General features: G+C 47.6%; 12 protein-coding genes. 4 read left to right on the top strand and 8 right to left on the bottom strand.

The annotated features are described in order from the left end of the window. The 4 genes from fdnG to N5E87_RS10815 form a co-directional block, all read right to left on the bottom strand. Window positions 1-3,018, bottom strand: coding sequence for a formate dehydrogenase-N subunit alpha (gene fdnG / locus N5E87_RS10830; RefSeq protein WP_086904293.1), 3,018 nt, complete (start codon window positions 3,016-3,018; stop codon window positions 1-3). A gap of 523 nt (window positions 3,019-3,541) precedes the next feature. Next, on the bottom strand, window positions 3,542-4,444 hold the full coding sequence (locus N5E87_RS10825) for an SMP-30/gluconolactonase/LRE family protein (RefSeq protein WP_086904292.1): 903 nt from the start codon (window positions 4,442-4,444) through the stop codon (window positions 3,542-3,544). 99 nt (window positions 4,445-4,543) lie between these two features. Then, window positions 4,544-5,395: a DMT family transporter gene (locus N5E87_RS10820; protein WP_086904291.1), complete on the bottom strand. Its 852-nt coding sequence runs from the start codon at window positions 5,393-5,395 to the stop codon at window positions 4,544-4,546. Between the two features lie 99 nt (window positions 5,396-5,494). Beyond that, window positions 5,495-8,860, bottom strand: coding sequence for a LamG-like jellyroll fold domain-containing protein (locus N5E87_RS10815; protein WP_086904290.1), 3,366 nt, complete (start codon window positions 8,858-8,860; stop codon window positions 5,495-5,497). Between the two features lie 588 nt (window positions 8,861-9,448). Here N5E87_RS10815 and N5E87_RS10810 point away from each other — a divergent pair. Both N5E87_RS10810 and N5E87_RS10805 read left to right on the top strand, forming a co-directional pair. Continuing rightward, window positions 9,449-12,286, top strand: coding sequence for a TonB-dependent receptor (locus tag N5E87_RS10810; RefSeq protein WP_086904289.1), 2,838 nt, complete (start codon window positions 9,449-9,451; stop codon window positions 12,284-12,286). 175 nt (window positions 12,287-12,461) lie between these two features. Continuing rightward, window positions 12,462-13,217: a sulfite exporter TauE/SafE family protein gene (locus tag N5E87_RS10805; protein ID WP_086904288.1), complete on the top strand. Its 756-nt coding sequence runs from the start codon at window positions 12,462-12,464 to the stop codon at window positions 13,215-13,217. A 177-nt stretch (window positions 13,218-13,394) separates the two neighbouring features. On the opposite strand, the gene N5E87_RS10800 is transcribed toward N5E87_RS10805, so the two are convergent. After that, complete coding sequence (locus N5E87_RS10800) at window positions 13,395-15,299, bottom strand: family 43 glycosylhydrolase (RefSeq protein ID WP_086904287.1); 1,905 nt, start codon at window positions 15,297-15,299, stop codon at window positions 13,395-13,397. Between the two features lie 2 nt (window positions 15,300-15,301). Continuing rightward, the gene (locus N5E87_RS10795; protein ID WP_086904286.1) at window positions 15,302-16,369 is read right to left on the bottom strand and encodes an arabinan endo-1,5-alpha-L-arabinosidase; all 1,068 of its coding nucleotides are present in this window, start codon (window positions 16,367-16,369) and stop codon (window positions 15,302-15,304) included. A 208-nt stretch (window positions 16,370-16,577) separates the two neighbouring features. Between N5E87_RS10795 and N5E87_RS10790 the strand changes: the two genes are divergently transcribed. Continuing rightward, on the top strand, window positions 16,578-18,023 hold the full coding sequence (locus N5E87_RS10790) for an MFS transporter (RefSeq protein WP_086904285.1): 1,446 nt from the start codon (window positions 16,578-16,580) through the stop codon (window positions 18,021-18,023). Between the two features lie 107 nt (window positions 18,024-18,130). Continuing rightward, the gene (locus N5E87_RS10785) at window positions 18,131-20,518 is read left to right on the top strand and encodes a glycoside hydrolase family 127 protein (protein WP_086904284.1); all 2,388 of its coding nucleotides are present in this window, start codon (window positions 18,131-18,133) and stop codon (window positions 20,516-20,518) included. 247 nt (window positions 20,519-20,765) lie between these two features. On the opposite strand, the gene N5E87_RS10780 is transcribed toward N5E87_RS10785, so the two are convergent. Then, entirely contained in the window at window positions 20,766-21,356 is a 591-nt protein-coding gene (locus N5E87_RS10780) for a DUF4303 domain-containing protein (RefSeq protein ID WP_086904283.1), read from the bottom strand. Window positions 21,357-21,637: 281 nt separating this feature from the next. Continuing rightward, a complete protein-coding gene (locus N5E87_RS10775) occupies window positions 21,638-22,639 on the bottom strand; it encodes a family 43 glycosylhydrolase (protein WP_011622757.1) in 1,002 nt (333 codons plus the stop codon). Window positions 22,640-22,682: the final 43 nt, after the last annotated feature.

Raw genomic sequence — 22,682 nt, 5'->3', positions numbered from 1 at the left:
TTAGAAGCCCTCCGCTTTGGCAATATTCACAAGGAATGCTTTATATTCAGGGGTTTGGGTATTGGCATCGCCCACAGATGAAGTCAGCTCGTTGACGATATAACTCTTCTGCGTCAAGGCCTCATAACTGCCATGGCGTGGAATACCTATGGTGTGAACTTTTTTGCCCTGAACCATCATGGGTTGGAGTCGTTTAGTGACATAGGCCTTAGTGACAATATGCGAGCGCTTAGAGCTCACCTTGACCCAATCACCGTTATTGATGCCCTTTTCCGCCGCCAAGGTTTCATCGATTTCGATAAAGTGCTGTGGCTGGGTAATCGCAGCAAGGTGGCAATGTGTGGTCCAGTTGTTGAAGTGTTCCGTCATTGAGTAAGTGGTGCCAACATAGGGGAATTCTTCATTGGTACCAAAGCTTTCACGTAAGCCTTTGAACATCCGTGCCACCGGGTTATTGGTGACCTTAGGATGCAGCGGATTACTCGCCAGTGGTGATTCAAACGGTTCATAATGCTCTGGGAATGGGCCATCTTTTAAGTCACGCAGCGCAAATAAGTGGCCAACGCCATCGGCTTGCATGATGAAAGGATGGGCCGATTCTTCGGCATTCAATTTGGCATTAAAGTCTGGCACATCAATGCCCTGCCACTTGTTGTCCTTATACTCGAGCAGCACACGGCTTGGATCGCGCGGCTTACCTTGCACGTCGCATGATGCGCGGTTGTACAAGATGCGGCGGTTTGCAGGCCATGCAAATGACCAATTCGGGGTAATACCTTTGCCGGATGGATCGCTATTATCGCGGCGCGCCATCAAGTTGCCCGCTTCAGTCCACATGCCTGAGTAAACCCAAATACCGCATGAGGTTGAGCCATCGGATTTTAATTCGGAGAAACCATTGAGCAGCTTACCGGTCGTGAGATCATAACCGTTCATCTCCCGCGCGATTTCCTCTGAACTTGGTTCATGCTCAATCGCATAGTCCCATTTAATGGCTTCGATAGGCGCAGGTAAACGGCCGCCCTCTTCACGGTATAAACGTTTTAATTCCAGCATGATGCCAGAAAGGATCGCAGGATCAGACAAGGCTTCACCGGGAGGGTTAGCGCCCTTAAAGTGCCATTGTAACCAGCGGCTCGAGTTAGCAATTGAACCACTTTCCTCAGCAAAACATGTAGTTGGTAAGCGGAAGACTTCGGTTTGAATACTGGCGGTATCAACATCGTTGAATTGACCCGCATTGCGCCAGAAGCTCGATGTTTCGTTTGCGAGCGCATCCAGCACCACTAAGAACTTCAGATTCGATAAGCCCTTAGACACTTTTTGCTTATCGGGCTGGGAGTTAAGCGCGTTGATGCCTTGGATAAAGTAGCCGTTAACCTCACCGTGAACCATCATGTCGATTTGCTTGTTGATATCGTACTGTTGGTCCCATTTTGGCAGCCAGTCATAACCATAATCATTCTCTGCCGTTGCATGTTCACCGAAGAAGGCTTTTAACAACGACACGGTAAAGGCTGGGTAATTGTGCCAATAGTTGGTTTGGTTTGGTCTTAAGGCTTTAGGGGTGTAATGGGCTAAATAGTTCTGTAAATCAACATCTTTATCTTGTGGCAGTTTTAGGTAGCCAGGTAATCCTTGGCACAATAAACCTAAGTCCGTCGCGCCTTGTACGTTTGAGTGACCGCGCAGCGCATTCACGCCGCCGCCCATGATCCCCATATTACCAAGCAGCAATTGGATCATCGCCATGGTACGGATGTTTTGCGCGCCAACGCTGTGCTGTGTCCAACCGAGGGCATACAGGAAGGTGGCAGCTTTATGGTCAACATGGGTCGCCCCAATTTGCTGACACACTTCAAGATAGGCTTCTTTAGGCGTACCTGTGATGCTAGAAACCGTGTCAGGATCGTAGCGATCGACGTGTTTTTTCAGCAGGTTAATCACGCAGCGAGGATGGCTTAAGCTTGGGTCAACTTTTGCGTAGCCCTCTTCATCTAACTCATAGAACCAAGTGGATTGGTCGTATTTATGGTTAGCCTCATCGTAGCCACTGAATAAACCGTCATTAAATTCAAAGTCTTCCCGCACGATAAACGAAGCGTTGGTATAGGCTTTGACATAATTAAGGTTGATTTGCTGGGTTTCGAGCAGGTAGCGGATCATGCCGAGCAGGAAGGCGATATCGGTGCCTGAACGAATAGGCGCATATAAATCGGCGACGGCAGCACTGCGGTTAAAGCGCGGATCGACCACAATCAACTTGGCGTTGTTATGCTCCATCGCTTCTGTCACCCAACCAAAGCCGACGGGATGCGCTTCGGCAGCGTTACCGCCCATCACAATGGCCAGATCGGTATTTTTCATATCTGCCCAGTGGTTAGTCATAGCACCACGGCCAAAGGTGGGCGCCATCGCGGCCGGTGTTGGGGCGTGACAAACGCGGGCTATGTTATCTATGCCTAACATACCAATGGCACGGCCGAACTTATGAGTGATGTAGCAGCCTTCGTTTGCTTGGGCCGATGATGTCATCATCCCTAGGCTGACTAAGCGGTTAACGGTTTGACCCTGGGCATTTTTCTCAACCAGGTTAGCATCGCGCTCGTCTTTGATAAGTCTTGCGATTCGCTTAAAAGCCTCATCCCAGCTAATGCGCTGCCATTTATCCGAACCAGGTAAACGCACTTCGGGATATTTTAAACGGTGCGGACTGTTCACATAGTCAACCAGTCCTGCCCCTTTTGGACACAGGGCGCCGCGGTTAATCGGATTATCGGCATCGCCCTCGATATGAAAAATGCTCTGCTCCGCATTTTTCCCATTACTGCTTTGGCTGTACATCAACAACCCACAACCCACAGAGCAGTAGCAACAATTGTTACGCGTCTCTTTTGCGCGTAGCAATTTAAAACCTCTGACGGATGCAAATGCCTTTTCGGACATTAACCCCAGTGCAGAAATAGCAGAAGTCGCGGCTCCTACAGCACAGAGTTTAAAAAACTGTCGTCTATTCATTGTCATTTCACACACTCTCTTTTATGTGCTCACAAGTTGCAGCGAATACGCTGCATGCTTGAGTAGAGAACTTAACCCCACTCATGGTGCGAGTATAAAAAAGTGACCAATAATGACAATTTCCGACAGGTGATCAAAATCACACTAAGCTTTCAATAGAGTAAATATCTAAATTAAAGGGTTTTCAATGAGGTAATTAGGTTTGTGCGTTTTATTTACGTCAATATAGAGAATTAAATGCTTTTATTGATATGGACATTTTGATTAGCCATTTTGTCCACTTTGTACCAATTTCCGATGGGCGTAAATCTTATTGTTGATGCGCGTCACAAAAGTGGCGCCAGTTGCTCAGATTATGAGTGAAAATACCGATTAGCTGCTTTTTGAGCAAGATCACAATTTAAGGTAAATGATTGGGGCAACAAAGGGTGATTTTACCTGAAATTACGGTAAATCGTTTTTGTCTAAGGGATTGGTGAGTGGCTGTGATAACAATATTTACGCTAAAAACGCTGATCTAAACTTATAGCTGCCCGCAAAAACGAGGGCTGTTTACACCATAAATACCCTGTAATGGGTAGATAAACACATCGCCAGCTTGCGGCTCTTGGTCTAATTGCGATGCGTCAAGTGAGTGTTTGGCACTGGTGACTATCAGTAAATCACGCTTTTCGCCGCCAAAAGCAATGCTGGTTGGGTGGGTAACGGGCAATTTGAGAATAAGATCGACTTCACCATCGGGACGATAGCGCACCACCTGGCCACCGCCCCACTGGGCATTCCAGAGATAACCCGCCGCATCGACATCTGAACCATCAGGGAAAATATGATGGCTCGTGCTCGCAAAGAGGCGCTTACGACTCAATAACCCCTGCTCAATATCAAAATCATATTGATAGATTTGGTGTTTTGGCGAATCAGCATGGTAGAGCGTTCGCCCATCCACGCTCCAGCACAGGCCGTTGGAGATTTCGAGATTTGTAAGGTGTTGGTGGCAATGCCCTTTCTCATCTAGACAATACAGGGCTGCGGTTTGTTGCAAAGTATCGCGCTGCTCAACCATAGTGCCCGCCCAAAAACGCCCTTGCCTATCGATACGACCATCATTAAAGCGATTGCCAGCAAAATGAGATTCTGGCTGTGCCAACCATGTCAGGCTTTGATCTTCAATATCATAGATTGCAATACCGATATCGAATGCGACGATAAGTGTTGTATGCTTTGCCGTGAGGCCAAAGGAGCCGACGCGGTGCGGCATGGGGAAAGTCTCTAAGGAGCGGCTCGCGAGATGAAAACGATAAATCACAGAGGATAAAATGTCGGTCCACCAAATAGATTGGTGTAACTCATCCCATAGCACACCTTCACCAAGGCGGTTGCCCACAGGGATTGTCATCAACAGATCGCCAACCGTGACCGTTTGCATGATTTACTCAAGACGTCCTTTTACCCAGAATGGCCTTATTCTTAAACAAGGCGTTGGCAGACGCAAGGGCAAAAGGAAAAGATAAACGTTTCTTTCTATTTAGCTTTTATTTTGTGGTGCAGATTTGCTGAGGACAACCAGTGCAATGCCACCGAGGATGGCACAGGAGGCTAACAGTAATCGAAGGCTTAGGGATTCACCCAGCAATAGCACTCCGCCAACGGCGGCAATTAACGGCACACTCAACTGTACAGTGGCGGCGTAGGTGGATGACAATAAAGGTAAAATGGAATACCAAATCGCATAACCTAAGCCTGAAGCGATGACCCCCGAGGCTAACGCATAGATAATTCCCATCTGACTTACCGTTAAGGAGTCTCGAACTAATAACAGTAATAACAGTGCCATCGGCACAGTGCGGATAAAGTTGCCTGCACTGACAGGAATGGGATGCTTGGCTCCCTTACCCTTAATCGAATAAATCCCCCAAGCGACCCCAGCGCTTATCATCAGCAATGAACTCATTAGTGGCGGCGCCGACAGCCCAGGTAACAGCAGAAAAATCAAACCGGCAGCGGCGCAGGCCAATCCAAGCCATTGTCTGGTATTAAAGATTTCTTTTCGGTACAGCCCATAGCCAATCATGGTGGCTTGTACGGCGCCAAAGAGTAACAGCGCCCCCATTGAGGCCGTCATATTGATATAGGCGTAGGAAAATCCGGCTGCGTAGACAAACAATGCCAAGGCTGAGCCCCAATGTCCCTTGGCCTCCAGCGCAGGTTTGTTAAGGCTTAATAGCCAGAGCATGATGGCACCCGATAACAACCGGATCAGGGTAAAGCTGCCCGCATCGATACTGCCATCCTTTAACGCGAGCCGGCAAAGTATCGAGTTACAGGCAAAGGCAAACATGGTGAGCGTTGTCAGCGTAAATAGACGAAAAACAGTCATTAGATTCCTTAGTCACGGATAACCAGAATTCAATTACCATGCTGCAAACAATAAAAAAGCACCCGAATGGGTGCTTTCAGTATAGACAGCTAATCTCGATTATTGATTAGATTCACCAAATAAATCAGCTACATCTTGTTCAGTAATCGCTTCGTCATAGAACTTGATTTCATCGATTGCCCCTTTGAAAGGCGTATCCCAGAAGTTGACCCCGACCGCAAACTTAGTGGTCGGTACTGAGAAGATGTTCGGGAAGTTCGCGCCGGTAAACTTCAATTCACCATTGATATAGACCTTCACATCGCCGCCATTCACAGTGTACGCCAGATGCGTCCATTGGGATTTTGGCATCACAAAACCGGTTCTACCGTCGTACCATGCTGTGCCTGACCATAACACCATGCGCTCATAATCATTTTGACCGCCTGGTAAGACGCTGGTCCAGCTAGAATCAGTCGCATAACCAAACAAGGCTGTAGTGTACTTATTCAGCTGCTCAGGGTTGAGCCACATTGACACTGAGTAGGTGTAGTCTTTGATAAGGTTATTCGGCAATACAATACCAGAGGCACCATCAAAGACCGCCGCCTTGCCTACCGCGCCATCCACATAGCTGATTTTACCGCCTTCAACGCCAATCAGGTTACCCACTACAGTGCCCGCGCCGAAGTTAGCGGTACTGTCGTTAAGATTGTCTTCAAAGCTGTAGACTGCGACCGGTGTTGGCGGATTTTTAGCTTTAACGGTGGCGGTGAAGACTTTGGTTTGGGTCGCATTACCCAGTTTTAAGGTCGCCGTTAAGGTGACAACCTTATCTTCTTCACCACGAACAGGTTGCGTTACGCCACCATGAGTATCAATAGTCGTTGGATCTGAAGATTCCCATGAAATGGCCGAAGCATAAGGACCCGTTACTGGCAGTTCGATATTTTCACGCACCGCCGATAAGTCGCCTAGCTCCAGAATGGCCGTTGCTGAGGACAAGAGTTCACTGTCGGCTAACTTGTCGATATCGAGGGCTTTGACTTCTTCAGCTGTTAATGCTGCTTCATATACTTTCAGCTCATCGATAAGGCCGTTGTATGGCAGATCCCAGTAGTTAACACCAAGACCGAAAATACCCTGTGCACCCGTATAGTAGTTGGCAAGGTTACCGCTACTGAAGCGCTCAACCCCGTTGATAAAGACTTTAACGAGCCCTTTATTGACGGAGAACGCTAGATGCGACCAAGTGTTTTCAGCGATGCGCTCACCAGTGACACCATCAAACCAGGTCTCCAGCACTGAGCTGCCGCTGGTATCGATATTATGGCTCCAGAACATGGTATTACCGTCCCAGCCCTGTGGCAGCAAGCTGACCCAAGTATTGGAGAACTTGCTACCATCTTCAGCGGTTTGCTCGTTAACTGCGCCGAAGAATGCCGTGGTAAATCCTGTGATAACCGCAGGACTTGCCCAGAAAGACACTGTGTACTCGTAGCTGGAGATAATGCCCGATGGCAGTAACACCCCGTGGGCACCATCTAATGAGAGGGCTTGTCCTTCAAAGCCTGTGGCGTAACCAATGGCATCACCCGCTTTGAAGATCCTATCGCCAGTGGGTTGACCATCACCAAATAAGCCTAGGGAATCCTTGAGGTTATTCTCGAAGCTGTAGTGGGCAATACGGTTATAGGTTTTATGGGCAAATACGGTAATTTGGAAGGTTTTAGTCACCTTCTTTCCATTGACCATAATTGTCGCGGTTAAGGTGACGACCTTATCGCCCTCGCCAACGTTGGGTCGGATAATGGTGCCATCGGTTCTGATCACTGACTCGTCGCTCGATTGCCACTCGATAGTTGATCCACGGGTACCTTGTGTCGGTAAGGCGATTTTACCTTCGGTAGCTTCGGTCGGCAGGCTAATGCCGTTTGCCGATGCCGTTAAAATTTCCTCAGTGGTTTTATCGGTGAGCTTCACGCCCCAAATACTTACCCCATCATTAGAAATGGCGCTAAATGTCGGCATGAGTTTGTTTTGCTCAGGATCCCATTGCCAAGCGAGTACTCCTTCAAAAGTGCCTAAATTGTCTAGCATTAAGGTGATTTGGTTGTCATCGCCCTGCTGGTAAGTACCAGTCACATCGCCAGATACATTGCCTTTATTGGTCCAAGTACGGGATAACTTAATGTGCAGGGAGGTGTGCGCCGCCGTATTGATATCTTTTGCGTGATTAATGAATTGATAATCACCAGTGACATCGATTTCATCGACAATGTTATCGCCGTTGATCGGTGCATAACGCTGTGGTGAGGCAACTAACCAACCATCGCTGTTGAGAAATAGCTCATGCACGCGCACGCTGTGACCTTCGCCGGTATCGGGGAAGCGCGTATGGAATACTAAGAAGTATTTGCCCGTTTGTGCATCATAAAAAGCGGAGTTGTGGCCGGGTGACAGGTAACCGTGATCATGGCCCACATCACCTGGGTGGGCCACAAATTGGAAACCGCCCATCAGTTTGACGCCATAGTCAGCGATATTGCCGGCGGCCGTTGCGCCAATCATGTCCAGACCCGCAGCATCCACATAGGGACCGTTAGGATTTTTAGAGCGAGAGATACGAATGTTGTAACCGTCTTTTTGGGCGAAGCCACCAAAGGAGGTAAACATATAATAGTATTCGGATTCAGGGCTATAGATAACATAAGACCCCTCAATCGCACTGTAGTTGCCGCCCATGATCTTAGTGCCATAGCCTTGATCCGCTAACGGTTTACCCGTTGCAGGATCTAACTGCATCACCCAGATCCCGCCGGAATAGGAACCATAGGTCATCCACAGGCCACCATCTTTATCGTAAAACACGGCTGGATCGATAGCGTTAGGGTCGACAAAGCCATCGTAAATTTGACCGTTTGCGCCAGGGTTTTCAGCCCCCTCTTGACCTGATTTCAGGATCAAGCCTTGGTTAACATAAGGGCCTAAAATATTGTCAGAGGTGGCCATCCCCAAATAGGAGCGCGATACGCAATCAATCTTATCTGGGCCGCCACAGAAGTCGTAATAGAAATGGTACTTACCGTCGGCAAGCTTTATCACATCCGGTGCCCACGAGCCAACAAAGCCACCCGTCCATGCGGTGCCTTCCGCGATTTCTGACTCATAGGTATTGAACAGGCTGCTCTCGGGTACACCATCTGAGGCAATTTGTGTCCAGTTCATTAAATCCGTAGAACTGGCTACCGCCAAATGGGAGCCGAAAACATAATAAGTGCCATCGGTATCTTTAATGATGGAAGGATCATGAACTACTGCGTTTTTGTAGCTCACCTCACCTGCCACTGTCGGATCTGCCGATGTCATAGGAGGGGGAAGTGTAAAGGTATTTGTGTCGTCTGCACTGTAGCTGCTGTCGTCCCCACCACAGGAGGCTAGTGCCATGATCAAGCTTGCTGACACGAATGAGCGTTTAAGCACCATGAGCGTCGTTCCTTTTATTGTTGTGTTTGATAATTAGGTTAGCGTTTATCAATGTACTAAATCCAAAAGTAATACAATACTACTGTAACACTAAAATTACATTAGCATTCTGGGGATAGAAGTAAATATCTTGTGACAGAGATTTGTGAGATTTTGCAAAACATTTGACGTTAAGGTCAGCTTGTTGGGTCTGTTGTGCCTAGTCAACTCAGGTCGTGTTTTCACCATTAAGCCATCATTATCTTCAGTTAATTCATTTTATTTCAAATAGATAACCGTAATTCATCCCTTTTTCCGCATTTTAACGAAATGTGATCTTGCTTTCCTATTGCGTCAAACAGTGAGTTGACATGCAATATAGTCATACAATATGATTTTAACAGTTATGATAAATTCTTAACCTCGCCCGTTGGAGCGTAATTGACTTAACGCGGCGCACTATACGCTACAAAATAGGCAACAAAATTCTAAATTTTCAGGGACACTGTGGGGATGTCCGTGACTCTGAAGTGGAATAAAAAAGACCGGGACGTCAGATGGTGTCTTAGGCTACCGGGTCAAATAATAAAACTACCGGAGATTAACTAGATGTTTAAACAGACTTATTTGGCAAGTGCTATTCTGCTTGCTCTTGCTAGTCAAGCGACGTATGCGGCAGAAAATGAAGCGACACAATCGCCTCAGGCGGAAGAAACGGCACAGCCCTCTTCTGGCGGTAAAGCGCAAAATAACGAAGAGATGGAGATCATTCAGGTTCAGGGGATCCGCGGTAGTTTAAATAAAGCGGTAGAACTTAAACGCCAAAACATTCAAGTTGTCGATGCCATTATTGCTGAAGATATCGGTAAATTCCCAGATAATAACGTGGTTGAAGCCTTGCAACGAGTTACGGGTGTCCAAGTCACTGACCGTGCTTCAGGTGAAGCCAATACCGTGAGTATTCGTGGTTTAACCGACGTGACCACTACAGTTAACGGCCGTCAAGTTTTTACTGCAGCAGGACGTGAAGTTGCGATTGCTGACGTACCAGCGGCATTACTCGGCAGTGTTGAAGTCTTTAAAACCCGTTCGTCTTCTCAAGTCGCCAGCGGTATCGCAGGTCAAATTGACATTCGTACCCATAGACCTTTTGATTTCCAAGAAGAAAAAATTTCGGTAGCAGCCAAAGGGATTTACTCTGATCAGCCTGACACTATCGATCCCAATTTCAGCGCCTTAATTAGCGACCGCTGGGATACCAGCATTGGTGAAGTCGGCGCATTAGTTAACGTCTCCTATATCCGCACCAACTATAATGACCAAGTGGTTGCACCTGGCGCATCAATGCCCTATTACGCTGAAACTGGTGTCCAAATCCCTGATGCTTATTGGAAGCGTGGCCTAGCCCATGGTTTAGATACCAGTGAAGGTGCCTTAATCAACGGTCAAGAATATCTGCTCATGCGCGACGCCGTATTCCAAAATATGAATAACGGTGAGCGTGAACGTCCAGCACTGAACCTATCATTGCAATGGGCGCCAACTGACACTTCCGAATATCTTTTTGAAGCATTCTATAACGGTTATCGTAATGATAACTTCAACTCTATGCTCTTTAGTAACGTTGATTCATCTGCTAACTGGAGCCAAGTGATTCAAGAAGGTATTGAAGTTTATGATGGTACCAACGTGGTAAAATCGCGAACTTCCTATAACGTTGACGGATTTAGCAGTTCAGATCATAGCCATAACAAAACAGATAGTTATGTATTTGCCTTAGGAGGTAAGTGGGACTTTGATAATTTGACCTTAAAGTCAGAAGTGGTCTATCAAACCAGTACCTATGAATCACAATTTCTGGCGATGCGCGGTGTAAGCGCGAATAGTACTAAAACTTTCTATGGTGTTGATGTTGACTATAACGACAAAAGCGGTGGTGTACCTAGCTGGGTTTATTTAGATAATCCAGACACGACTATTGATGAGTCTGATTTAACTCAACTGGCGCTATGGCAAACGGCTCAATTATACGATAGTGGCGCAAAGGACGAAGGTGATTCAGTTACTTGGACATTCGATGGTGACTATTTCCTCGACTACGGCATATTTACTAAGATGAAATTTGGTGTTCGTGCAGAACAACGTGGTGCCAAACACGGACTTTACGATGCCGGTTCTTTAAACACCAACGTGTTGTTTAGCGATCTTGACCCTAACATGTTCACAGTAACCTCCGGCTTCTTTGATGGCCGTGCTAATGTGCCAACCAGTTGGGCGATTGCCGATGGTAATTATTTATATGCTAACCGCTCAGCCATTGAAGCTATGTATAACGCCGATGAGCAAGCCCTTGCCATGTACACCAACTATGATATCACCGAAAAATCATATGCTGCATACATCCAAAGTGATTTTGAAACCGAGTTATGGGGTAAGCAAGTTGATGGTCAAATTGGCCTGCGTTACGAGAAAGCCGATGCTGATATGGATTTTTGGGAACGCAAAAAATATGCTGAAGAGGATGTTGTTGATGACATTCGATACTATCTCGTTCATGACACAGATACCAATGGAAGTGCGGAGTTATTACCAAGCTTAATGGTACGCTTCTGGTTAACTGACGACCTGGTTGCACGTTTTGCCTACACTGAAACGATTCGTCGTCCCGCCTTTGGCGATTTAACCACTGCGATTTCCTATACAGAGGACTTAACAAAACTTGGGTTCGGTCAAGCTTCAAGTGGTAACTCTAAGTTAGAACCAACTACTTCACAAAACTATGATTTCTCATTGGAATATTACTTTGGTGAAGGATCTTCCATATTCGGTACTTATTTCCGTCGTGATATTGAAGGTTTCGTATTTAACTCTTCTTCTACTATTACCCGTGAAGTTGACGGCGAAACCAAAAAATATATCTTAAGCCGTCCAGAAAACGCTTCAAACGGTAAGTTAACGGGTTATGAATTAGGTGCAGTGTATTTCCCAGAGAATATGCCTAGTTACCTAGATGGTTTAGGTACTCAAGTGAGTGCAACCTTCTTAGATTCAAGCCAAGACATTCCTGAGTTTGACTCTGAGAATGGTGAGCAAATTGGTACGACAACTCGTGAACTATTCGGTGTGTCTGATACTTCTATGAGTGCGGTATTGATTTACGATAAAGACGATTACAGCGCGCGTTTATCATACACTTGGCGTGATAAATTCTTAAGTGCGTATGATGCAGGTAGCTTTGCAATGCCACGCGGTATCTATCGTAAACCTGAGCAGTCACTTGACTTCCAGTTCAGCTACAACATCAGTGATGAGTTTGTATTAACCTTCGATGCGACAAATATTCTTGATGATGTGTATCAAGAATACTATGAGGACTCAGTACTCTATAACCGCACGAACAGTATCTACACCCGCACTTTTGCATTAGGTGCGCGATACTCCTTCTAATTGACTACTGTTGTTTAAAACCGAAAAAGCTAATCCTGTGGATTAGCTTTTTCTTTTTATATCAGGCAAATGGCAAGATCTTTACTCGATATTTCTAATGCTTATTCATCAAATTGCTTTTGTCTGAGCCCATGCTTTGCTAGTTTATATTTCTTTTCTTCCTTGAATATTGACTATGCATACCGCTTGGTTCGACTTTACGCTGCTCCCTATCGATATTTTTGCCCTGCTGACTATTACTGCGGCGTTTACTTCGTTTTTTACTGCCTGCTTCGGGATTGGTGGTGGCGTAATGTTATTAGGCGTGATGGCGCAAGTCCTTCCGCCTCAAGTAATTATTCCCCTCCACGGTGTGGTGCAATTGGGCTCGAATCTGGGCCGCGCACTATTAGGTTGGCAGCATGTGCAGTGGTGGCTTATCAGTCGTTTCTTACCCGGCGCGCTCGTTGGCGCCGCCTTGGGGAGCTTAGTGTTAGTCGCATTGCCGCCAAAGGTCATGTACCTCACCATCGCCCTGTTTATTTTGTACTCCTGCTGGGGACCGAAAATTCCCCGTGTGGTGCTGGGAACAGCTGGGACGATAATCGCTGGTGCGGTAACAACCTTTATCTCGTTATTTGTCGGCGCGACAGGTCCCTTAGTGGCGGCCTTTATCAAACAATTAGACGTTGACCGTTTTCGCACTGTCGCGACCTTTGCGATGGCGATGTCGTTGCAACATGGCGTCAAAATTATCGTTTTTGAGGGGCTGGATATTCCTCTCCTGCCGTGGTGGCCGCTGCTACTTTGCATGATCTTAAGCGGCGCCTTGGGAACCTGGCTTGGCTTTAAGATGTTAGCGCGGGTGACGGATAAACATTTCGGCGTCGCCTTTAATTGGGTGCTGACACTGCTGGCGATACGTTTATTGTGGCAGGCCTTAGTGGGATAAAACTTGGGATAAGAGAGCCTGAATAAAAAAGAGCAGCAGCTGCATACACAACTACTGCTCTGGTGCCGAGCAAACAAGGCTCAACCAAGATGCCGTTAAGCGACCTCAACTTAAACGACATTACAAGCACGCGTTTAGCCACCGCCGTGGTGATGCTCAGTTATTTAGAGGGATGAATTATTTCACCTCTCTAAAATAGAACTGTTGTGAAATGGTGTTTTTCCACACGTCTTCCACTATGTTATCGCCATTGGCATAGGAACCATTGGCCACTTTCATGGACGAACCGCCCTTGCGAGACACTAGCCTTAATGAGCCATTGGGTATCAGCTCGCTACGGAACTCGCTATCGATTGCATTACAAGCCCCTAGCTCCAGATTACCTTCGTTGGTCACAAGGCATTGTTGCGCCTTGTTGTTTGAAAGTTGGATGGATTGCAGACGGTAAAATCCATCCGTTGTCGGCATTGCTTGCCACTGCTGACAGGCATCGCCGGTGTATTCAAACTGAGCTACATTGGCATTAGGTTTAAGCTGACATTGTTCGGCACTGACCACTCGGCCGCTATGGGCGTTGACTATGGCAAATGTTGAGACAGGCTCAATCCGCCAATCGGTGCATTCACTGACACGGTTTTCCCCCGCAATCACCTCTGCGCCGGCCTTTTTACTGCAGTTTTTCGCCTGCAGATTGCCGATAGAGCGATCGTTTGCGAAACGGAACCAGCCTTCACGGGTCGAATCCACCGACCAACGCTGACAACGGGAGGCGACCCAAGGCGCAGTATTCAGTGCCGTTGAAGACTCATCTTGGCACTGAGCTTGAGTTAAAAAGGTTCCCTGACCCACATTAGCAAAGCGATACAGGCCATCGTTACTCGGATCAATTACCCATTGGCTGTTGTCATCCTCGCACTTACCGACACTGACCTGGCCCTTGGCATTGGTCACTAGGCATTGACCGACTTCACGGCTCACGATGCGGTATTTCACGCCCTCCACTTGAGTGGTTATCGGGCCAAACTCGCCACTTGGGACAGGCAATTGCTTTTTATCCGCCATCGGTTCGCCAAATTTAGGCAAGCCTTTGTTATCCCATGTAAAGGGTTGAGCACGTGCCGCTCGGGTACCACTACAGCCGTCGGAGGCCGAGGAGTTGCCATGGTAAATGAGCCAATCTTCTTTCCCATCGGGAGACTTGAAGAAACCATGATGGCCAGGGCCATAGACGCCATTGGCTTTGCTAAAGAAAGGCTTGTCGTACTTAGTCCATGCGGCGGGATCCATAGGATCGTCACCTGTGAGTTCAACTACGGCTAAGGAATAATCCTCAGTGTTACAAAAGCTTGCCGAGTGAACTAAGAAGGTTCTGCCCTCATGCTGGATGATTTCAGGGCCTTCGTTGACGTTTAAGCCTGATTTTTCCCAGTCGTGAATGGGCGCAGTGATCACCTTATGTTCGCCCTCGACGGTCCAAGGGTTGCTCATCTTGGCAATCAAGTTGACTTGATCTTGGCCATGCCATTCGGACCAGAGGAAATATAACTGGCCTTTATACTCCAAATAGCTGCCGTCGATATTCCAGTGGTCGGGCATTGGCGTGCCCTTAAACTTGTATGGCCCCATAGGGTCACTGCCTTCACTCTCGAGGATATGGTTACGCTGGCCATCGAAGTTTTCAGCCACGCCCGAGGTGTAAATCACGTACCAACGTAATCCCTGCGCAGTTTGCAGAGGGTGAAATTCAAATGCCCAAAAATTACAGCAGTTGGATTTATCGGTGCCGCTCCAAATATTGTGGGCCGGCGCATCGGCAAGCCCTGCAATGGTGGGCGATTTACGCATCACCAGCTCAGAGGTCCAGGTGGTGGTCGTTAGGTAATAGTTACCATTGTGGTATTCGAGCCAAGGATCGGCCCCATTTCGAAATAACGGATTCGCAAAGGTCGCTGCGGTAATGCGGTTTTCATCCGCGCCCTTCGCACTCTCTGCAGCGTGTAGGTTACCTGCCCCCAAGCAGGTCGCACTAAGTCCCATGGCCAGCGCAAGCGTAGCCATTCGTTTGTTGATTGTATGAGTCATTATTATTTTGTTCCTTCGGGTGCAACTAATACGCTCTGGTATTGATTGAGCGCCTTAGGATCGACCTCTGGCCAACCTTGGCGCCAGCTCAGTTCCGCCATCTTGAGTTTTTGTAAGCCATTATCAGCCGATTCGTAGGCATGAAAGACTAAGTAATCTTTGCCATCGAAGGCATAAACACTGTTATGGCCCAATCCCGGCCAAGCCTTAGTGCCATGCAGCAAAACCGATCCGCCGCCTTGCGCCATGTCTTTGCCCTCTTTATCGAGGTAAGGCCCTGTTACCGTTTTGGCGCGGCCCACGGCTAAGTGGTAAGTGCTGTCGTCCCCACGACAGCAAAGGCCATAGGAGACAAAAAGATAGTAATAGTCATCTTTTTTATAGATAAACGGCGCTTCGATTTCAGCAGGACCTGGCTCAGTTTCACCCAGCAGTGAGGGGCGTTCTAGCTTGGCTAGCGTATGCCACTCCTCTGGTTTGGCGATAGAGATAAAGTCTGGATTGAGTTTGACCAGTTTTAACCCTTGCCAGAAGGAGCCAAAACTCATCCAAGGCGTACCCTGCTCATCGACAATAATATTGGGATCAATCGCGTTCCATGCATCGCGATTTGGCACAGATTGAATAACGATTCCCTTATCTGTCCACTGATAGTCCTTTGAATTTTTGTCGAGGGTTTTATTGACTGTCACGCCAATGGCCGAGGTGTTTTTACCAAAGGCTGATACTGAGTAATACAGATAGAACAAGCCGTTATGCTCAATGATATCCGGCGCCCATAAATGGCCGTTAAACTCTGGCGCAACGTCCTTTGCCCAGCTAGGCTCGGTTTCGAATACCCGCCCAGCTAATTCCCAATGGATTTTATCCTTTGAGGAATAATAGGTAATACCGGGACCTGTGCTGAAGAGATAATACTGTCCGGCCTCTTTTGCCATCACAGGATCGTGAATACTCACCTGCTTAGCGCTCACTTGGCCTAGGGTTCCCAATACGCCTAGCAGCGCACAATTGAGCATCTTAAGGTGACGTTTTAGGGCTGTTTTCGGTGTGACTCTCATAGCTGGCATCAATTCTCCTTATGAACCCCATCCCATATAACAAAATAGTTATTATGCTATTGTATGATGAATTAAGTTATCATACTATCAGGACAAGGAAGTAACAATCAAATGCAAAAAAATTAACAGGAGAAAAATGTGTTAACATTGCGAATGCGGTAAATTGCAAAATAACACAATAACTCACTGTTTATAATAAATATAATAAGGATTTCTGATGAGTTCTCATAAATTGTCAGTCATTGAAAAGATCGGTTACGGCTCCGGGGACATGGCCGTTAACGTGGTGATTTCGTCAATGATGTTAATTATTACCTTCTTTTATACCGATATTTTTGGGTTAAAACCCGCCGATGTCGGGATATTGTTCCTGCTGGTTCGCCTTATCGATGCCATTACCGATCCTTTAATGGGCATTATTAACGATAAAGTGACCACCCGCTGGGGAAGATATCGCCCGTACTTCCTGTTTATGGCGATTCCCTTTGGTATTTCGGTTTTCTTAACCTTCTCAACCCCAGATTGGGATTACAATGCCAAACTTATCTGGGCCTACTCGACCTATATTCTGGTCACTATCATCTTCACCACTGTGACTATTCCATATATTTCGATTATCAGCGTGATCACCGACGATCCTAAAGAGCGGTTATCCGCCAACGGTTATCGTTTGTTCTTCGCAAAGATTGCCGCCTTTTTAGTGACCATTATCGTGCCTATGTTGGCGTCATCTTGGGGCGGTGAGAACATTGCCGCGGGCTATCAAAAAGCCATGGGCGTGATGGCATTGATGGCAACACTACTGTTTTTATTCTGCTTTTTCACTACCACAGAGCGCGTGGCCTACAAGGTGGAAACAAAGCCTGTTGGCATGCAACTGCGATTATTGTTCAAAAACGATCAATGGTTAGTATTAGTCGCGATTTGTGTGATTGGCACCATTGGCTATGTGATCCGCGGCTCCGTAGCAGCCTACTACGCCACCTATTACTTGGGCGGCGATGCGAAAATGCTCTCGGCATTCCTGTCGACTGGTGTGGGCGCTGCGATTCTGGCCATGGTCGCTTCAACTTGGATCACTAAGCGTTACTGCAAACTTAAACTCTTCCGCTACAGCCAAATCGTGGTTGGGATCTTAAGCGCCATCATGTTCTTTGCCGTGCAGCCGGGCGACATAGTGCTGGCCTTTGTACTCTACTTTGCGATTTCATTCGTGGTGGATTTACATGCGCCTGTCTTCTGGTCGGTGATTTCAGAGTCGGTGGATTATGGCACAGTCAAAACGGGCCACAGGGTCTCTGGCCTTGCCTTTGGCGGGATCTCATTCGCCCAAAAAGCGGGAATGGGCGCGGCGGGATTTGTGGTGGGTATGCTGCTGACCTACTTCAACTATCAACCCGGTGAAACCCAAAGCGAGTTTGCGTTGACCGGTATTTCGTTAATGCTGACGGTGATCCCTGGCGCATTCCACGCGCTGATGGGCTTACTGATGTTCAAATACAAGATTTCTGACCGCGTTTATGAAGAAATCAAACAGGCTTTACCCGAGCAGGCCCATTCAAGCCAAACGGACGCCAACCTGACGTCTAAGGCTCTAGCCTCTAGCTCTGAAGCCTCTGAGGCAGTAACGCCTAAGACTGCAGCGCCTCAAGTATCGGCGTAATCTATCTGCGATAACACCCTAAGCCCCTACCCAGGGGCTTTTTTATCACGCAAAAACTGAGTTAATCCAAACGTAAAACTCCAATCCGTATAATAAAGGGAGCCAAGATGAACACTGCCCGATTGTTTGGCCTTTGCCTGTTATTGCCATTAACTTGCCCATTCGTATCCCAGCCAAGTTTTGCTAGCCTTACCCCCATTCCCCTAAACGATGTGCGCCTCACAGCCGGGCCGTTTCTGCATGCCCAGCAGACCGATTTGGCTTACATCATGTCGATGGATCCCGAGCGACTACTGGCCCCTTACCGTAAGGAAGCGGGAATCGCGACTACCGCCGACAACTACCCCAATTGGGAAAATACGGGCCTCGATGGCCATATCGGTGGGCATTATCTATCGGCATTGGCCCTAATGTATGCCGCCACGGGCGATCAGGCGGTGCTTGAGCGACTCAACTACATGGTGGCCGAGTTGGAAAAGTGCCAACAGGCGCATGGCAATGGTTACGTGGGCGGTGTCCCCCATGGAGACAAATTATGGCAGCAGGTCGCCGCTGGTCATATCGAAGCGGATCTGTTTACGCTCAACCAATCATGGGTGCCTTGGTATAACCTGCATAAGGTATTTGCCGGCCTGCGGGATGCCTATCTTTATACTCAAAATCCTACGGCGAAGAAAATGCTCGTCGGTTTTGCCGATTGGATGCTGGATTTAAGTCGCAATCTAACTGATGAGCAGCTGCAGCTTATGCTGCGCACCGAATACGGTGGCTTAAATGAAACCTTAGCGGATGTGTACAGCATTACAGGTCAAAACAAATACTTAAATCTTGCGAATCGCTATACGGATCAGAGCCTGTTACAACCCCTGTTACAGCATCAAGATAAACTGACGGGCCTACATGCCAATACACAAATTCCTAAAATTGTGGGTGTGGCACGTATTGCCGAACTTAGTCATAACAAGGCCTGGTTAGAGAGCGCCGATTACTTTTGGCAGCAAGTGGTTCACCAGCGCACCGTTTCCATCGGTGGCAACAGTGTGCGCGAGCATTTTCATCCCAGCGAAGACTTCAGCAGTATGCTCGATTCGGTAGAAGGCCCTGAGACCTGCAATACCTACAACATGCTGAAACTGTCTAAATTACTCTATGAAAACAAACGTGATTTACGTTATATCGATTACTACGAGCGCGCACTCTACAACCATATCCTCTCGTCCCAGCATCCGCAAACTGGCGGCCTAGTGTATTTTACGCCAATGCGCCCAGACCATTACCGCGTTTATTCCTCGGCGCAGGAAAGTATGTGGTGTTGTGTCGGCTCAGGCATCGAAAACCATGCTAAATACGGCGAGCTCATCTATGCCGAGGAGGACAACAATCTGTTTGTGAACCTGTTTGTCGATTCCGAGGTCAACTGGAAAGCCAAAGGTATCAGCCTTAGCCAAAAAACTCAGTTTCCCGATGACAATACTTCGCAGATGATTATCCATCAGGAAGCGGACTTTACCCTCAATCTGCGCTATCCCACATGGGCTAAGGGTGACGTGACCGTGAGCATTAATGGCGAGCCGCAAAGGTTTACACCGACTCAAGGGCAATATATTCCCTTAACACGGCAGTGGCGCAAGGGCGATAGCGTGACTATCACCTTACCCATGGACATTAGTCTTGAGCAGCTACCCGATAAAACCGCCAATTACTCAGTGCTTTATGGACCAATTGTGTTAGCGGCAAAAACGGTGCCTATCGCTAACGAAGCCTTAAACTTTATCGGCGATGCCAGTCGCATGGGGCATATTGCCAGTGGCCCTATGTGCGAACCCAGTCAGGCGCCGATTTTTATCAGTGATGGCACCCGCTTTTTAACCGATATCCGCCGTGAGCCCATGAGTCAGCTGCAATTTACCACGGGGAAAGCCCGTACAAATCAAGCGAGCCCCATCACGCTGATCCCCTTCTTTCGCCTGCATGACAGCCGCTATACCTTGTATTTTGGCCAGAGCGCTCCCGATGAATGGCAACAGAAACAGCTAGAGTTAGCTCAAAAAGCCCAAATGGAAGCCAAGCTGATGGCGCAAACCTTAGATAGTGTGCAGCCCGGTGAGCAGCAACCTGAGTCGGATCATTTCTTTAAGGCATCAAAGAGTGAAGCGGGCCTTAATGGTAATCGCCATTGGCGCCATGCCCAGGATTGGTTTAGCTATCAACTCGATGCCAAAGGTGAACCGCAACCCATATTGCGCTTAACTTACTTTGGCTTGGATGCTGGGCGACGTTTCGACATTTTGATCAACGATAAACGCCTCGCCGAAGTCACTCTGCCTGCCGATAAGGGGCCGACATTTTACAACGTCGACTACCCTATTCCCGCCAACATGCTTTCGGATAGCACAGTGCCCTTCAGAGTGAAATTTGTGGCAAAACCGGGCTCGATTGCCGGCGGTTTATATGAGGTGCGCCTACTAAAAAGTGAGCCTACCTCGACTCAGTAAGCGAGCATCCCGAGCGCATGTAGGCACTCGGGCTTAAAACACTCATTCAGATAAGGGAAAGTGAAACGCTTTCCTTTGTTTTTATCCCCTTACCCAGAGTTTCTGCGCTTGGCACTAACTAATGTTTGCTGGTGGCCCTATGCGACTCGCCCTAAATAACAGTCACTATTTTAGTCAATATTGAGTGTGACCTTGTCGGTAATAGACGAAATAAGCCAATTGAGTTGAAAATTTTTGTTGGTAAAATTTATTGCCATTGCTGATAAAAAAGAGCAACCATCTCTTTATCATTGCAATTTTGAACAAAATAATTGATATCAGTATCGCTTTGATCGCCAAACCAGACGGAGAACAATATTGCCTGCGGGTTTAGCGGGCGCATGGCTTTAACCTCATTGAGCGCCCTGACTAATATGGCGTACAAGGCTTTAAGGTAAGCATCGTATGTCTTTTCGGACTCGAGCGCCTCAGCGTCCTCTTGCAGCAATTGCAGTTTGTCGTTAATCGCTTCAAAAATGTCTTCATTTTCATTGTGGTGTGGAGAGTCGCAGGCCGACCAGCGCAGTGTTTGCTTAAGCTGTACGAGGGATTTATGCCGAAAACGATGATGGTTTTGATATTGCTCTGCGACGGCTGTCAGGCCTTCCTCGGTGAAAAGGGTGACGCCTAAATATTCCACTAAGGGCGTGCTGTATAGGCAAAAACCGTAGAGGGTCTGCGCCGGATATTCTGACAGCCACCAATCGTAATATTTCGCAAGTGCCTGAGTGAGTTCCTGAGCAAACTCATCCATTCTTGCTTCAAAATCTGCACTAAGCTTGTCCTTGTTTATCGCCATTTCCCTACTCCTCGAACTTGGCAAAATCATCACCGATATTCACTTCCATACGCAGGCAGTACTTCTGCCCACCATCTGAATGCTCGGGCGGCAATATAACATCAATAGGTTCAAAGGTTGAATCGGTTAAGTGATTGAAATAGCGACCGGAATAGCTTGTTGTGCGTGCGAGCCTAAAAATCGCGTTTTACCTAAGCAATAGCGCTTAAGTCAGGCATAAAAAAAGCGGGGCTGCATAAGCATGCCCCGCGGGTATCACATCATTTAAGGCGGCAAATCAATTAGTAGAGGTTGAACAAGGGGCGCCCGCTCTCATCAAATGACACCGCTAACGTTCGCGCATGGCGATTGGGATCATAGAGTGGATCTTTAATGATTTGCGCTAATGGACGGGTATCTGTCTTTGGCACCACGCTAGGATCGCCCACCGCATGTTCATAATCACGGGCATGGTAAACACAGATGGGCGTCACGCCATCTTCTGCCACGGTGAAACTGTTATGACCAGGGCCGAAGATTTGCTTATCGACATCCGTGCACAGCACTGGCTGGCGGGTTTTCTTCCAGGAGTTACGATCGAGCAAATCAGCATGCTCATCGGCCTCCATATAGCCCATGCAATAACAAGCACCTGTGGCGCTGGCTGAGAAGGTAATGAAGATTTTCCCCTGATGTTTAAGTACAGCAGGCCCTTCGTTAACCCAAAAATCGACGCGTTCCCAATCGTAATCTGGGGTGGTGAGCATAAATTGCGCCGTCTTTAACTTGATGGGCGATGCCATTTCCGCAAGATACAGGTTGGATGCCGCAAATTGTCCACCGGTTTTCTCCGCCCAGCAGAAGTAACGCTTACCGTTGTTTTCGAAAATGGTCGCATCTAAGGAAAAGTCGATAAAGGATTTATTATCACCCTCGGCCGCCTGCATCATGCCAAGTTCAATCCATTCATCATTTAATGGATCTTGTCCTAGACACTCAAGCACATAGGGGCGTAATGCCCAAATATTTTCCTCTTCGCTGGCCGCGAAGTAGATGTACCATTTTCCGTCGAGATAATGGATCTCGGGCGCCCATACGTGGCGGCTCATTGGGCCGCTTTGGTGTTTAAACCAGATATCGAAGGTTTGGGCGTCTTTCAAGCCGTCTAAGGTCTTGGATTTACGCAGTTCAATCCGATCGTAGGTCGGAACAGAGCCCGTAAAGTAGTAATAACCGTCGCTATGTAGGTACACAAAGGGATCGGCGCGCTGCTCGACGAGGGGGCTGTTTGTTGCTCTTATCATGGAAAACCTGTCTATTTCGATTACTTAAGTGTGCTGTTCGTGT

It is taken from the genome of Shewanella sp. GD03713, from assembly GCF_029843705.1.
Classification (GTDB): Bacteria; Pseudomonadota; Gammaproteobacteria; order Enterobacterales; family Shewanellaceae; genus Shewanella.
The sequence above is the reverse complement of the archived record's forward strand: the minus strand, read 5'-3'. Positions and strand labels throughout refer to the sequence as shown.

What these genes read in the sequence shown, in the direction of transcription:
- N5E87_RS10775 (WP_011622757.1), bottom strand. Translation starts at nt 22,639, where the DNA reads ATGATAAGAGCAACAAACAGCCCCCTCGTCGAGCAGCGCGCCGATCCC.
- N5E87_RS10805 (WP_086904288.1), top strand. Translation starts at nt 12,462, where the DNA reads ATGCATACCGCTTGGTTCGACTTTACGCTGCTCCCTATCGATATTTTT.
- N5E87_RS10825 (WP_086904292.1), bottom strand. Translation starts at nt 4,444, where the DNA reads ATGCAAACGGTCACGGTTGGCGATCTGTTGATGACAATCCCTGTGGGC.
- fdnG (WP_086904293.1), bottom strand. Translation starts at nt 3,018, where the DNA reads ATGAATAGACGACAGTTTTTTAAACTCTGTGCTGTAGGAGCCGCGACT.
- N5E87_RS10780 (WP_086904283.1), bottom strand. Translation starts at nt 21,356, where the DNA reads ATGGCGATAAACAAGGACAAGCTTAGTGCAGATTTTGAAGCAAGAATG.
- N5E87_RS10810 (WP_086904289.1), top strand. Translation starts at nt 9,449, where the DNA reads ATGTTTAAACAGACTTATTTGGCAAGTGCTATTCTGCTTGCTCTTGCT.
- N5E87_RS10820 (WP_086904291.1), bottom strand. Translation starts at nt 5,395, where the DNA reads ATGACTGTTTTTCGTCTATTTACGCTGACAACGCTCACCATGTTTGCC.
- N5E87_RS10815 (WP_086904290.1), bottom strand. Translation starts at nt 8,860, where the DNA reads ATGGTGCTTAAACGCTCATTCGTGTCAGCAAGCTTGATCATGGCACTA.
- N5E87_RS10785 (WP_086904284.1), top strand. Translation starts at nt 18,131, where the DNA reads ATGAACACTGCCCGATTGTTTGGCCTTTGCCTGTTATTGCCATTAACT.
- N5E87_RS10795 (WP_086904286.1), bottom strand. Translation starts at nt 16,369, where the DNA reads ATGCCAGCTATGAGAGTCACACCGAAAACAGCCCTAAAACGTCACCTT.
- N5E87_RS10800 (WP_086904287.1), bottom strand. Translation starts at nt 15,299, where the DNA reads ATGACTCATACAATCAACAAACGAATGGCTACGCTTGCGCTGGCCATG.
- N5E87_RS10790 (WP_086904285.1), top strand. Translation starts at nt 16,578, where the DNA reads ATGAGTTCTCATAAATTGTCAGTCATTGAAAAGATCGGTTACGGCTCC.